Consider the following 12,628-nt stretch of genomic DNA (forward strand, 5'->3'; position numbering starts at 1 on the left):
CGCGCAGGCAGCATCGATGGCATTGACGATCGTGGTGCTCGCGCCCGACGGGGCGGGGAAGGCGGACGGGGGCGAGCTCTCCCTGACGCTGGACGCGCCCCGCGTCATCCTCGGCCGCGCGGAGGGCTGCGAGGTGCGCCTCCCCGACACGAGCGTGAGCCCCCGGCACGCGTCGATCCGGCAGCGGGGCGCCACGTACCTGCTCCTCGACGAGGGCAGCGAGAACGGCACGTTCCTCGGCAAGACACGCATCGCCCTGCGCACGGCGATGCCCCTGAAGACCGGCGACCGCATCCGCATCGGGCGCGTGTGGCTCCTGCTCCGGATCGAGCCGGCGGTCGCGAAGGCCGCCCCGGCGGCCGCCGCCAAGGAGCTCGCCCTCGAGCTCGTCGCGCGCGGCCTCGCCGCGCAAGGGGAGGATCCCGCGCCGCGCGTGGTCGTCGTCGAGGGCCCGGACACCGGCCGCGTGTTGCAGATCGAGGAGGCGGCGCGGCCCTACATCCTCGGGCGCGCCAAGGACACCGATCTCGTCCTCGACGACCCGGACGTCTCTCGCCGTCATCTGGCCATTACCCGCAGGGGCGATCAATTCTCTGTTCAAGATCTAGGATCGCGCTCGGGCGCTTCGCTCGACGGCGTTCCGGTGCCTCAGTTCGATACGATCTGGCGTCCTGGACAGGTGCTCGCGATCTCGGGTGATCGGCTCATCTTCGAGCATCCGGCGGCCGAGGCGCTCGCGGAGATCGAGCGCAGCCCGTGTGAGCCGCTCCGTCCAGACGCGGTGTTCGAGCCGCCTTCGCTCGAGGAGCCGAAGACAGCGCATTCCACGCCGACGCCTCCGCCTGCCTCGGTGAGCACGAGTTCGCCGCTCGCGCAGCCCGCTGAAGCGGCTCCGGCGTCTCGCGCGGCGCAGGGAAGTGGGTGGGGCTTCACAGAGGCGCTCATTGCCCTGCTCGCGCTTGGTGTGCTGGCGCTCAGCATTGCTGGCCTGTTGTGGCTGCTTGGGCGCTCTTAGCGTCTTGACGTCGCGCGCGCGCAGGGTTCGAAAAGCGCAGTCCCGGAGGGGTGCGCATGCGTGCGATCCGAATGAGAGCTGACGGCGAGGGCGAGGCCACCGAGGCGGAGCTTGAGGCGGAAGGGATCCGGTGCGGCGCGTTCGACCCGGGCGCAGCTGCGCTCGCCTTGCAGCGCGTGGTCGCGGACCGCGGATGGACGGAGCACGAGGACGTCCGCCGCGACGGGAGCAAGCCGCGCGACGAGGCGGAGAGCGCGAGAGAGGCGGACGAGCACTGTCACCTGGGCGACGAGGTGCGGCTCTTCGTGGAGGGACAGGGCTGTTACGACATCCGTTGCACGAACGACGATTGGCTGCGGGTCTGGGTCGGCGCGGGCGATCTCATCGCCGTGCCGGCGCGGCGCTACCATCGCTTCATGGCGAGCAAGGCCGGCGCGATCCGCTACCTGCAGCCGTACGGCGGCCGTCACCTGCTCATGCAGCTCTACCGCGTGTCCGATGATCGGACGCGCGCGATGTGATTGAACGCGAGGTACCCCATGGCGCATCCCTACCGTCTCGTCACCTCCAGGGCCCGGATCCCCGTCCCAGGCGGCAAGCTGATCGAGGAGCTCTTCGGCCGCGTGAACACCGGCACGGAGGGGTTCAGCCTGGCGCACATGGTGGCCCCGCCGGGCTGGGGCGAGCCGGCGCAGACGCCTTCGTTCGGCGAGCTGACGCTCGTGATCCGCGGCCGTGTGCGCGCCGAGATCGCGGGCGAGGTGGTCGACGTCTCGGCCGGCCAGGCCCTCTGGACGGAGCCCGATCAGCGCGTCCGCTACAGCAACCCGTTCGACGAGGAGAGCGAGTACTTCGCGCTCTGCATACCGGCCTTCGCGCCGGACCTGGCGCGGCGCGACGCCGAGTGAGCTCCGCAGTGCGCGGCGCCGGCGCGTGATCTGAGCGGCGCCGTCGCAGGATGCGCGCATCGCGGTGCGCGGCGCGCGCGCTGGCGCCGCCCACCGCTCCGCGCAGATCCTCGATCCCTGGTGGGCGCCGAGCGCGTACTATGGCCCATGCTCTTCGATCCCGCGGAGTTCCGGAAGGTGCTGGGCCAGTTTGCGACCGGGGTCACGCTCGTGACCACGGTGCAGGACGGCACGCCGCAGGCGATGACGGTGAACTCGTTCAGCGCGGTCTCGCTCGACCCGCCGCTCGTGCTGTTCTGCGCGGACAGGCGGTCGCGCACGAGCGCGGCCATCGAGGCGTCCGGGGTCTTCGCGGTGAACATCCTGCGGGAGCAGCAGCGGGAGTTCTCGGACCTGTTCGCCGGCAAGGGCACGGACATCGATCGGCAGGCGGTGCTCACCGAGGCTCACGTGGCCGAGTCGGGCAGCCCGATCCTCAAGGACGTGCTGGCCTTCCTCGACTGCAAGGTGGAGCACACGTACGACGGGGGCGATCACATCATCTATGTCGGTCGCGTGCTCGCGTCGGGCCGGGGGGAGGCGGGCGCGCCGCTCCTGTATTACCGGGGGACGTACCAGGCCCTCGACGACGTCTGGCGGTGGCGCGATCGTTATGCGGCGCGAGAGCAGGCGACCCCGTTCCACGAGCTCGTCGACTTCTTCGATCGCATGCAGGCGGAGGGCCCTTATGCGACGCTCATCGACGAGCTCGTCACGCTGGTCGATCCGGGCGTCGAGGAGCGGTGCCTCGACCTCGGCTGCGGCACGGGCCGCCTGACGCGCGAGATGGGTCGCCGCTGCCACGAGTCGATCGGGATCGACGCGACGGCGGCGATGGTGGAGCGCGCCGCGCAGCGGGCGAAGGCGCTCGGCCTGGACAACGTGACGTTCCGGGAGGCGCTGGCGACGCGGCTGCCGTTCCCCGACGCCTCGTTCGACGTGGTGACCGCGTCGAACCTGCTCCTGCACCTGCCCGAGCCGGGCCCGGTGCTGGCCGAGGCGGCGCGCGTCCTCCGCCCGGGCGGCCGCCTGGCGCTGCTCGAGCCCGCGGCGACGATGAGCCGCGCCGCGATGGCCGGCTACCTGCGCGGCCACCGGTACAACCCGTCGACGGCCCACGCGATGCTGGCGTGGGCCGACGCGGCGGAGGTCACCTACCGTCACACCGAGGACAAGCTCGGCGGCGAGCTCGGCGGCGCCGGGCTCCAGGTCGACCGCCGCGAGCGCCGGATGAACGGCCTCGCGCTGCTCTGGATCGCCCGCAAGGCCTGAGCGCGCCGCCCGAAGCGCCCCGCGCTAGAGGCTCATGCCGGCCGCCGGAGCCCTGCCTCGTCGACCAGCCGGGGCACCCAGTCCTCGGCGCCGATGGACCGCATGTGGATGCCCGAGAGCCCGGGGATGTCGCGGAGCCCGCGGATGAGCTCCAGCGTGATCCGGTAGCTCTCCCCCTCCGCATCGCCGCTCTGGCGGACACGCTCGATCAGGTGCTCGGGGACCACGAGGCCCGGCACCTTCTGCAGGAAGCTCAGCCGGTCCACGCCAGCGAACGGGAAGATCGCCGCGATGAAGTGCGCCCGCTCGTGCAGCCCGCGCTCCACCACCGCGGCCATCCAGCGGCGCATCGACGCGAGCTCGAACACCGCCTGCACCTGGATGAAGCTCGCGCCCGCGTCGATCTTCGCGGCGAGCCGGTCCATCGCCCCGGCGATCGCCTGCTCCGCGCACGGGAAATCGATGGTCCCGACGTGGAAGTAGGGCGCGGGCGAGACGACGTCTCCGTTGAACAGCTTCCCCTCGCGCGTCAGCCGGCGGGTCAGCTCGATCGCCGCGAAGCTGTCGACGTCGCTCACCTCCTTCGCGTCGGGATCGGAGCCGATGGCGCACGGGTAGCCGCCGAGGACGATGATGTTCGAGAGCCCGAGCGCCGCCATCCCGAGGAGGTCGCCCTGGAGGGCGATCTTGTTCTTGTGGCGGAGCGAGAACTGGAGCACCGGCTCGAGCCCCTCCTGCTTCACGAAATGGCCGACTGCCATGTTGGCGCAGCGCGCCTGCGAGAGCAGGTGATCGTTGATCTGCACCACATCCACACAGCCCGCCATGTTTCGGGCGTGCTTCAGCAACTTCTCCAGATCGTAGTGACGCGGGGGCGTCAGCTCGGCGGAAACGAGGAACTGGCGCTCGCTGAGGAGGCGCTCCATCTTCGACTTCGTCACCATCTCCTGCTCCTTCCGTCACTCGACGAACCTGAGGACTCCGTCACTCGACGAACCTGAGGACCCGGACCTTGGCCCCGCTCCGGCCGTGGAACCGCGCGGCCGCGCTCGCGATGCGCGCCGCCTCGGCCCGCGCCAGGCTGCAGGGGAACCCATACTTCTTGAGGACCCGCTCGCTCGCGATATCGAGCGCCGTCCGGCAACGCGACACGAAGTCGTCGAGATCGTAGCTCTCCCCGACGTCGAGGTGCTCCTTCACGACGAGCGACGGAGAGTAACAGACCTGCTGCTCGCCGCTCGGCCACTCGATAACGAAGCGCATCTCCGGCATACGTCGCTCGCTTGTCCTACGTTTGGCGGGATCCAAGGAACTCGCGGTACACGCCGGCCGCGATGCGGGCCGAACGATCCCACGTGTACCGGGCCGCGGTCTCGAGCCCCGCGGCGCGGAGGCGCCGCCTCACGCCCTCGTCCAGGATAGCCTCCATTGCGCCGGCGAGATCGTCTGTTCTCGAGGGATCGACGAGCAGCGCGCTCTCCCCGTCGGCGAGGAACTCGGTGAAGGGAGGTTGCGCAGAGCTCACCACCGGCGCCCCCGAGGCCATCGCCTCCAGCAGGACGAGCCCGAACCCCTCTCGGACGGACGGAAAGACGAACGCGTCGGCCAGCCGATAGAGCGGCGGGATCAGCGCGTCGGCGAGCACGCCCGCGAGGACGAGCGGCGGCGGCGACGCGCCCGCGGGCGAGGGCCATACGCCGCCTTCGCGCGCGATCGCCTCGAACTCGCGCTGGTAAGGTTCGTAGTCGAACAGCGTCTCTCCGCCGGCGATGAGGAGCTGGGCTCCGGGCAGCCGCTTCCGCACCGACAGGAACGCCTTGAGCAGGCCGATCGAGTTCTTGCGCGGCTCGACGCCGCCCACGGTCACGTAGAGCGGCGATCCGGTCGCGCCGAGGCGCGCGCGCAGCGCCGCGTCCCGCTCGTCGGGCGTGGCCGTGTAGCGGCGCAGGCTCACGCCGTTCGGGACGATCGCCGCGTCGACGCCGTGCTCGGCCCGGAGCGCCTTCCTCCACGCCTCGCTGACCACGAGGCACGCGTCGGCCTCGCGCACGGAGCGGTCCTGGCAGGCGCGCAGGTACGGGCTGTCGTAGTCGTCGAGGTGGTGCACCGTCCGGAGGAAGTGGGGGACGCGCCCCTCGGCGCGCAGCGCCGCGAGCGCGTTCGCGCTGATGCAATCCTGGGAGTGCCAGACGTCGTGCCGCGCCCCGAGGCGGCGCAGCCCGTCCTCGAACTCCGCGATGCGCTGCTTCACGACCGCGTCGATCCCCGCCGGCGGGGGCCCGGCGGGCACGAGGACGGAGGGGCAGCGCGGCGCGCGGTAGAAGCCGCCCTGGTCCTTGTTCAGCGCGTAGATGCAGACCGAGACGCCGAGGTCGTGGAGCGCCTCCGCGAGCTCGACCGTGTGCACGACGCCGCCGCGCGGCTTGGTCGAGTAGGTGAGGAGCGCGACCGAGAGCGGCGCGCCCGAGGCAGCGCGGGCGCTCATCGCGCGCCCTCGCGCGCGAGCCCGGTGAGCGGCTCTGCGGAGAGGTCCCAGAGCGTCTGCCGCTCGCCGGCGGCCTGGAGGGTGAGCCGGCGCGAGCCGTCGACGGCGCCGACCGTCGCGCTCGCGATGCCCCGCCGCGCGAACGCCGAGAGCACGTCGCCGGCGACCCCGGGTCGCACGCTGAGCAGGAAGCCGTAGCTCGGGAACGCGAGCAGCCAGCGCGCGAGCGGGACGTCGCGCGGCCGCGGGACGGCCTCCAGATCGAGCACCGCGCCGGCGCCGGACGTCTCCAGGAGCATGAGCAGCGTCCCCGCGACGCCGCCCATGCTGATGTCCTTGCCCGCGTCGCACAGGCCCGCCTCGGCGAGGGCGGGCAGGACCTCGAGGTCCCCGCGCAGCCGCGCCGGGTCCGCGCCCGTCGAGGCGTTCCAGAACGGGTGCTCCGCGTGCATCTCGCCGCGCAGATCGATCGCCGCGACGAGCACGTCGCCGGGGCGCGCCGCGAAGCTCGTGATGAGCCGCCGCGCCCGGCCCGCGATGGCCACGGCGAGGGCGTTGTACGGGCTGCGCGCGCTCGTATGCCCTCCAACGATCGGCACGCCGTAGGCGCGCGACGCGGCGACCATGCCCTCCCAGATCGGCTCCAGCGCGCCGGCCGAGGTCCCCCAGACGACGTCGACAACGGCGATGGGGCGGCCGCCCATCGCGTAGACGTCGCTGACGTTGACCATCACGGCGCTGTAGCCGGCGAACCGCGGGTCCCCTTCGAGGAACGCGGGCCAGATCCCCTCGGCGGCGAGGAGCAGGTAGCCGTCTCCGTCGGGGATGGCCGCGCAGTCGTCGCCGAGCGCCGCGGGCAGCGCGACGGAGCCGGCCGCGCCCGCCGCGTCGCCCGCGCTGGCCGCGAGCGCCGCGCCGGCCGCGCCCGACAGGTACCGCGCCGGGATCTGCACGTCCCGCTTCGCGAGGACGCCGATCGCGCCGCGCAGCTCGGCCGCGATGCCGCCGAGCATCAGCGGAACCTCTGCCCGGGCGGCGGGCGGGGCTCGTCGCTCGGCGGGTAGCTGTCGAGGTCGGCCTCCATCAGGTGGTGCGGCCGCTCGCGGTGCGATCGCTCCTCGAGGGAGCGCCAGTGGATGCCCTCGAAGAACGGGACGTTGGCCGCCTGGACGAGCGCGAGGAACCGGCGGCACCCCCAGCCGTGGGCGGTGGTGACCGCCTTGTGGACGAGGCCGCGGCCGACCACGCCCTGCTTGCGGTGGGCGCGCTCGACGCCGAGCCGGCCGCCGTACCAGAGGCCGGGCTCCGCCTCGTAGATGCGCACGGTGCCGACGAGCCGCGGGTCCCCCGGCGCCCCGTGCTCCAGGGCGGCGATCGGGAACGCGGAGCCGTCCCAGTCGTCCTCGTCGGTGGTCTTAAACAGCCCTTGCTCGTCGCAGAAGATGGCCCGGCGCAAGCGGAGGTACTCGAGGTACGTGTCCCTGCTCTGCACAAGCTCGAAGCTGTAACGTGGCGTCATCGGAGCTCTCCGAGGTTGATGTCCATGTCGCGCCGGGTCCCGGCCGCGCCGCGGGCCGGCCTTCTGCCTCGAAGCCCGAGAGCCCCGAGCAGGCGCCGCAGCGGGCGCAGCCCGCCTTCACGTCGGTCGAGCGCAGCCCCGCCCGCGCGAGCAGCGGGCCGATGTGCTCGTAGAGCGCCCGCATGAAGTCCCCCGAGGGCGGCGCGCGATCGGCCCCGGGCGTCCCGGGGATGGGCACGAGCGGGACGAGGAACGGATAGACCCCCAGCGCGATGAGCCGCTCGCTCGCGTCGAGCAGCGACGCCAGGGAGTCGCCGAGCCCCGCGATGAGGTACGTCGACACCTGGCCGCGCCCGAACACGCGCACGGCCGCCTCGAACGCCTCGAAGTAGCGGGCCACGCTCACCTCGGCCTTGCCCGGCATCGCGGCCGCGCGCACCTCGTCCTCGACCGCCTCGAGGTGCATGCCCAGGCTGTCGACGCCGGCCGCGCGCATCCGCTCGAACCAGGCGAAATCGTCGGGCGGCTCGCACTGCGCCTGCACCGGCAGATCGACGCGCGCCTTGATGCCGCGCGCGCAGTCGGCGAGGTGCGCCGCGCCGCGATCCGCCGACCGCGGCGTGCCCGTCGTCAGCGTCACGTGCCGCACCCCGTCGAGCCGCGCCGCCGCCTCGGCGACCTCGCCGAGCTGCTCGGGCGTCTTCTTCGCGGTGGTGCGCCCCGCCGCGAGCGACTGCCCGATCGCGCAGAAGGTGCAGGCCTTCTCGGGCTCCGCGTACCGGATGCACGTCTGGAGCACCGTCGAGGCGAGGACGTCCGCCCCGTGCAGCAGCGCGATCTTCGGGTAGGGGATGCCGTCCTTCGTCGAGAGGGCGTAGAAGCGCGGCGTCTTCACGAGGGCGATGGGCGCGAGCGCCTGGCCGTCCCGCTCCACCGTCCCCGCGCCGTCGCGCCCGAGCCGCGCGACGAACGGCGACGCCGCCGCCTGGTCGGTGTGGATCGGGATCATCACCGTGGCCCCGCGCAGCGTCGCCGCGACGTGCTGGGTCGGCCCCGCGCCGCCGCGCCTCGAGGTCCACGCCGCGCGGCGGCCGTCGCCCTCGCCGGAGGCCTCGCCGGAGGCGGGCTCCGGCGGGGGCGCGGCGCCCGCTTCGGGGGCGCCCTCGGGGGATTCAGCCAGCCTCAGGCCGAACGACTGGAGCTCGGTGATCAGCGTCTGGGTATCCATGGTCCACCGCCGCAGGGGCAAGGGAGGAGGCCTTGGGGCTGCCCGCGCCGAGCGTTATCGAGCGCTCCGCCGTATCCATCCAAAGCCGCAGCAAGTCGGGCCGGGCGTAGTGCCCCGCCGCATCCATCATCCGCTTTCGCTTCGTGATCAGGGCGAAATCGAGCTCCGCGACGGCCATCCCCTCGCCGTCGGTCACGGGCGGGCACGCGTGCACGCCCTCGGGCGTCACGATCGCCGTCATGCACCCGCCGCGCAGCACGCCCTGGATCTGCTCGTTCGGAGCGACCTCCCGGACCTGCTCCGGCGTCAGGAAGGCCGTGGCGTTCACCACGAAGCAGCCCGACTCCAGCGCGTGGTGCCGGATCGTCACCTCCATCTGCTCGGCGAAGATGGGCCCGACAAGGGAGCCGGGGAACTGGCTGCAATGGATCTGCTCGTGCTGCGCGATGAGCGCGAACCGCGCGAGCGGGTTGTAGTGCTCCCAGCAGGCCAGCGCCCCGAGCCTCCCGGCCGCGGTGTCCACGGTCCTGAGCCCCGAGCCGTCGCCCTGCCCCCAGATCATGCGCTCATGGTAGGTCGGCGTGATCTTGCGCCGGTGGAGCACCAGGGAGCCGTCGCTGTCGAAGACGAGCTGCGCGTTGTAGAGCGTCCCGTGATCGCGCTCGTTCACGCCGAGCACGACGACAACCCCGTGCGCGCGCGCGGCGGCCGCCACGGCCCGGGTCACCGGGCCGGGGACGGTGACCGCCTCGTCGTAAAGGCGCATGTGCTCCTTCCCCATGGCGGGCGGCGGGAGCACGAAGGAGAAGTACGGGTAATACGGGACGAACGCCTCGGGGAAGACGCACAGCTCGGCGCCTTCCTTCGCGGCCCTGGCGATCGCGGCGACGACTCGCTCGGTCGTCCCGTCCCGGCTGCCGAGGACGGGACTGGCCTGCACCGCGGCCGCCCGGACTTTGCGGTTGAACTCCATGGACCGCGCTCGGATCAGAGCGTCCAGGAGTGGACCATGAACGCGTTGTCCCGGCGGTGGATCAGCTGGATGTCGAGCACGTCGAGCGGGCTGATGGGCTTGATGCCCGGGATCAGCGCGTGCTCGCCGTGGCCATAGAGCGCCTGCAGCGCGAACCGGCAGGCGTACACCTTGCCGCCCTCCTCCATGAACCGGCCGATCTGCTGGTTCACCGCGAGGTGCCCGGAGAACGCCTCGCTGCCGAGCTTGGGGAAGCCGCGCTGGAGCCCCAGGGTGACGCCCGGCCCATAGAGCAGGATGGATGTCTCAAACCCCTTACGTTGCAGGCGGATCGCCGTCAGCACGTTGACGAGGCCGATCGACCCTTCGAAGGCCACCGTGTGAAAGGTAACCAGCGCCTTCTCTCCCGGCTTCGCCTTGACGTCTTCGAAGACCTTCTCCTCGTAATCGACCAGGAAGTCACCAGCGTTGTAGGCGGGATACGTCGGCTTGGGCATTGGTTACCTCTCTCCTAGAATGAGTTAGTTGAGAACATAGTGGTTTTCTGGACGCAAGGAAAATGCAGGAGCCCTCTCTCTTTATGAGCGGGCCGGGGCATCTCGACGATTTCGACGAGGTTTCGCGCGTTTGTCCGCGAGAACGAGCGTGGCTGGGAAGGCGCTGCGCGCTCGTGCGGTCGAGCGCAAAGCCTGCAGAGAATCGAGCCCTCGGGCGGGCTGCTACCGCTGCTTCTTTCGCACCTTGGCGCTCTTGCCGCCCTTGGTACGCTTGCTGGTCTTAATGCCCTTCAGGGGCTTGGTGCTCTTGCTGATCTTGACACGACGGGGGGGCCGTGCGTCCGCCGCGTCGCGCCGCGGCCGGCGCGGCTTCGCCTCGTCCGCCGCCGGCTCGCCGGCGAGGCGCCGGCCATAGACGGCGCGCCGGAGGATGGCCACGTCCTCGATCTGCACGAGCATCGCGTCGCCGATCGCGATCCGGTCCCCCGAGCGGCGGCCGATGACGCGAAGCCCCTCGTCGTCGATCTCGTACTGATCCGGGCCGAGCGACTCCATGCGGACGAGCACGTCGACGAAGGGATCCTCGATGTTGACGTAAACGCCCCCTCCGACGATGCCCGTGACGGTGCCCTCGAAGGTGTCGCCGAGCCGGGAGCGCATGAGGAGCGCGCGGTGCAGGTCGACCACCTCGCGCTCCACCTCCATCGCCTTTCGCTCGCGCTCCGACGCCGTGATGGCCGCCTCGCGCAGCCGCTCGGTGGCCGCCTCGCTCCTGTCGACGCGCTCGCCGCGCAGCACCGCGCGTATGGCCCGGTGCGCCGTGATGTCCGGGTACCGCCGGATGGGCGAGGTGAAGTGCAGGTACGCGCTCGAGGCGAGCCCGAAGTGGCCCACGTTCGCGACGTCGTACACAGCCTGCTTCATCGCGCGGAGCAGCAGCATGTGCAGCACCTGCTTCTGCGGGTGCGCGTCGAGCTTCTTCAGGAACACCGACAGCCGCTTGGGGTCGGCCGCGTCCTCCGGATCGAACGCGAGCCCGAGCTCGCCGCACATCGTCGCGAAGCGCTCGAGCTTCGCCTGGTCCGGGGGCGCGTGGTACCGGAAGACCGTGGGGATGCCCTGGTCGACGACGAACTGCGCGCACGTCTCGTTCGCGAGGAGCATCATCTCCTCGATGAGCTGGTAGGCCTTCGCCACGCCGGGGTCGTGGCTGCGCTTCTGCACGTCGACGGGCGCGCCCGTCTTCGGGTCGAGCACCACCTTCGCCTCGGGCAGGTCGAGGTCGAGCGCGCCCCGCCGCATCCGCTTGCCGCGGAGCAGCCGGGCGAGGTCCCACATCACCTGAAGGTCGTTCCTGAGCGCCTCGGCCTCGGGGCTGCGCGGCGGCTCGGGGGTGAAGCCGAGCGCGCGCGCCACGCCGGGGTAGGTGAGCTTCGCGATCGAGCGGATGTACCCCTCGATGACGCGGGCCCGCCGCACCGTCGCCGTCGCGTCGAGCTCGACCTCGACGCACAGGCAGAGGCGGATCACGCCCGGCAGCAGCGAGCACAGGTTCGATGACAGCGCCCGCGGCAGCATCGGGATCGCGCGATCGGGCAGGTAGACCGAGTTGCCCCGCGCGAGCGCCGCCTTGTCGAGCGCGGTGCCCGGCCGCACGTAGTGCGAGACGTCGGCGATCGCGATCCAGGCGCGGTACGAGCCGTCTTCCTCGCGGATCACCCACACCGCGTCGTCGTGGTCGCGCGCGTCCTCCGGGTCGATCGTCGGCATGGGCAGGTGCGTGAGGTCCGTGCGCCCCTCGAGCGCCTCGGCCGGCACCTCGCCCCCGAACGCCTCGGCCTCGGCGATCGCCTCGGGCGAGTGCTCCTCCTCGATCCCCTCGCGCACCAGGATCTTGGCGACCTCCACGTTCGGGTCGCCGGGCGTCCCCAGCACGGCCTCGAGCACGCCCTCCGGGTTCTCGTCGGCCAGGTCAGGGAAGCGGGCGATCGACACGACCGCCGCGGCGCCGTCCTCCGCGTCGGGCGGGACGAGCGGCCCACCCGGCTCGCGCGGCACGATCACGATCGGCCCGCGGACGCGCCCGTCGTCCGGCTCGAGCCACGCGCTCCTGCCACGCCGCCGCAGCACGCCCGCCACGCGCGCGTGGCGCCGCTTGACGACCCGGACGATCTCGCCCTCCACGCCGCGCCGCGAGCGGGTCGAGATGCGCACGGCGACGGTGTCGCCGTGGAGCGCGCCGCCCATCGCCTCGGGCGAGATGTAGACGTCCTCGGCCGCCCCTCCGAGCGCCACGAAGCCGAAGCCGCGCGGGTGCACCGTCAGCGTCCCCTCGCGCTCGGCGCCGCGCGCCTCGACCTGCTTCTGGCTCGTGCGGAAGCGCTGCCCGGGGAGCGCGACGATGCTGCCCTCCAGCGACAGCTCCTCGAGCAGCCGCTGCAGCTTCGCGTAGCGGCCCGGCTCGACCCCGAGGCGCTCGGCGATCTCGTTGGCGTGCAGGGCCCGCTTGAACGAGGACAGCAGGTCGACCACGGCCTCCCGGCGGCGCGCGCCGGAGCCGGTCGTCGGGGGATCTCCGCGAGATGAAGAACGCATGAAACTCGACTAGCACGAGTCTCCTCGCGCTGGCTGTCTCCGCCCGGGTCCGGTATGCCTCGAACCCACTCCTCCTCCACCTGCAACGCACCCGCAA

General features: G+C 72.0%; 13 protein-coding genes. 4 read left to right on the forward strand and 9 right to left on the reverse strand.

All coding sequences use genetic code 11. From position 1 onward, the window contains the following. The first annotated feature begins 16 nt into the window (after positions 1-16). From WMF45_RS49775 to WMF45_RS49790, 4 genes are all read left to right on the forward strand, one after another. Positions 17-1,015: an FHA domain-containing protein gene (locus WMF45_RS49775; RefSeq protein WP_437714342.1), complete on the forward strand. Its 999-nt coding sequence runs from the start codon at positions 17-19 to the stop codon at positions 1,013-1,015. Positions 1,016-1,071: 56 nt separating this feature from the next. Beyond that, complete coding sequence (locus WMF45_RS49780) at positions 1,072-1,536, forward strand: hypothetical protein (protein WP_437714344.1); 465 nt, start codon at positions 1,072-1,074, stop codon at positions 1,534-1,536. A gap of 18 nt (positions 1,537-1,554) precedes the next feature. Further along, positions 1,555-1,923 (forward strand): cupin domain-containing protein, encoded by a 369-nt coding sequence (locus tag WMF45_RS49785; RefSeq protein WP_437714346.1) that lies wholly within the window; start codon positions 1,555-1,557, stop codon positions 1,921-1,923. A 147-nt stretch (positions 1,924-2,070) separates the two neighbouring features. Further along, the gene (locus WMF45_RS49790; protein WP_437714348.1) at positions 2,071-3,234 is read left to right on the forward strand and encodes a flavin reductase; all 1,164 of its coding nucleotides are present in this window, start codon (positions 2,071-2,073) and stop codon (positions 3,232-3,234) included. A 32-nt stretch (positions 3,235-3,266) separates the two neighbouring features. On the opposite strand, the gene WMF45_RS49795 is transcribed toward WMF45_RS49790, so the two are convergent. The 9 genes from WMF45_RS49795 to rnr form a co-directional block, all read right to left on the reverse strand. Continuing rightward, a complete protein-coding gene (locus WMF45_RS49795) occupies positions 3,267-4,178 on the reverse strand; it encodes a methylenetetrahydrofolate reductase (protein ID WP_437714350.1) in 912 nt (303 codons plus the stop codon). Positions 4,179-4,218: 40 nt separating this feature from the next. Continuing rightward, the gene (locus WMF45_RS49800) at positions 4,219-4,506 is read right to left on the reverse strand and encodes an MSMEG_0570 family nitrogen starvation response protein (RefSeq protein ID WP_437547865.1); all 288 of its coding nucleotides are present in this window, start codon (positions 4,504-4,506) and stop codon (positions 4,219-4,221) included. 16 nt (positions 4,507-4,522) lie between these two features. After that, complete coding sequence (locus WMF45_RS49805; RefSeq protein WP_437714352.1) at positions 4,523-5,719, reverse strand: MSMEG_0565 family glycosyltransferase; 1,197 nt, start codon at positions 5,717-5,719, stop codon at positions 4,523-4,525. Further along, on the reverse strand, positions 5,716-6,732 hold the full coding sequence (locus WMF45_RS49810) for a sll0787 family AIR synthase-like protein (protein WP_437714354.1): 1,017 nt from the start codon (positions 6,730-6,732) through the stop codon (positions 5,716-5,718). The genes WMF45_RS49805 and WMF45_RS49810 overlap by 4 nt, the downstream gene beginning before the upstream one ends. Continuing rightward, positions 6,732-7,238 (reverse strand): MSMEG_0567/Sll0786 family nitrogen starvation N-acetyltransferase, encoded by a 507-nt coding sequence (locus WMF45_RS49815; RefSeq protein WP_437714356.1) that lies wholly within the window; start codon positions 7,236-7,238, stop codon positions 6,732-6,734. Before WMF45_RS49815 ends, WMF45_RS49810 begins: the two co-directional genes overlap by 1 nt. Next, a complete protein-coding gene (locus WMF45_RS49820; RefSeq protein ID WP_437714358.1) occupies positions 7,135-8,466 on the reverse strand; it encodes an MSMEG_0568 family radical SAM protein in 1,332 nt (443 codons plus the stop codon). The genes WMF45_RS49815 and WMF45_RS49820 overlap by 104 nt, the downstream gene beginning before the upstream one ends. Further along, positions 8,411-9,439: a Nit6803 family nitrilase gene (locus WMF45_RS49825; RefSeq protein ID WP_012241613.1), complete on the reverse strand. Its 1,029-nt coding sequence runs from the start codon at positions 9,437-9,439 to the stop codon at positions 8,411-8,413. The genes WMF45_RS49820 and WMF45_RS49825 overlap by 56 nt, the downstream gene beginning before the upstream one ends. A 14-nt stretch (positions 9,440-9,453) precedes the next feature. Beyond that, on the reverse strand, positions 9,454-9,936 hold the full coding sequence (locus WMF45_RS49830; protein ID WP_012241614.1) for an MSMEG_0572/Sll0783 family nitrogen starvation response protein: 483 nt from the start codon (positions 9,934-9,936) through the stop codon (positions 9,454-9,456). Between the two features lie 222 nt (positions 9,937-10,158). Then, positions 10,159-12,531 carry a ribonuclease R gene (rnr, locus tag WMF45_RS49835; RefSeq protein ID WP_437714360.1) on the reverse strand — a complete coding sequence of 791 codons (2,373 nt, stop codon included), beginning with the start codon at positions 12,529-12,531 and terminating at the stop codon, positions 10,159-10,161. Positions 12,532-12,628 lie beyond the last annotated feature (97 nt).

It is taken from the genome of Sorangium sp. So ce448 (assembly GCF_051520915.1).
In the GTDB taxonomy this organism is placed as follows: domain Bacteria; phylum Myxococcota_A; class Polyangia; order Polyangiales; family Polyangiaceae; genus Sorangium; species Sorangium cellulosum_B.

Coding starts and splice junctions, on each gene's coding strand:
- WMF45_RS49775 (WP_437714342.1), top strand. CDS start 17: ATGGCATTGACGATCGTGGTGCTCGCGCCCGACGGGGCGGGGAAGGCG.
- WMF45_RS49780 (WP_437714344.1), top strand. CDS start 1,072: ATGCGTGCGATCCGAATGAGAGCTGACGGCGAGGGCGAGGCCACCGAG.
- WMF45_RS49785 (WP_437714346.1), top strand. CDS start 1,555: ATGGCGCATCCCTACCGTCTCGTCACCTCCAGGGCCCGGATCCCCGTC.
- WMF45_RS49790 (WP_437714348.1), top strand. CDS start 2,071: ATGCTCTTCGATCCCGCGGAGTTCCGGAAGGTGCTGGGCCAGTTTGCG.
- WMF45_RS49795 (WP_437714350.1), bottom strand. CDS start 4,178: ATGGTGACGAAGTCGAAGATGGAGCGCCTCCTCAGCGAGCGCCAGTTC.
- WMF45_RS49800 (WP_437547865.1), bottom strand. CDS start 4,506: ATGCCGGAGATGCGCTTCGTTATCGAGTGGCCGAGCGGCGAGCAGCAG.
- WMF45_RS49805 (WP_437714352.1), bottom strand. CDS start 5,719: ATGAGCGCCCGCGCTGCCTCGGGCGCGCCGCTCTCGGTCGCGCTCCTC.
- WMF45_RS49810 (WP_437714354.1), bottom strand. CDS start 6,732: ATGCTCGGCGGCATCGCGGCCGAGCTGCGCGGCGCGATCGGCGTCCTC.
- WMF45_RS49815 (WP_437714356.1), bottom strand. CDS start 7,238: ATGACGCCACGTTACAGCTTCGAGCTTGTGCAGAGCAGGGACACGTAC.
- WMF45_RS49820 (WP_437714358.1), bottom strand. CDS start 8,466: ATGGATACCCAGACGCTGATCACCGAGCTCCAGTCGTTCGGCCTGAGG.
- WMF45_RS49825 (WP_012241613.1), bottom strand. CDS start 9,439: ATGGAGTTCAACCGCAAAGTCCGGGCGGCCGCGGTGCAGGCCAGTCCC.
- WMF45_RS49830 (WP_012241614.1), bottom strand. CDS start 9,936: ATGCCCAAGCCGACGTATCCCGCCTACAACGCTGGTGACTTCCTGGTC.
- rnr (WP_437714360.1), bottom strand. CDS start 12,531: ATGCGTTCTTCATCTCGCGGAGATCCCCCGACGACCGGCTCCGGCGCG.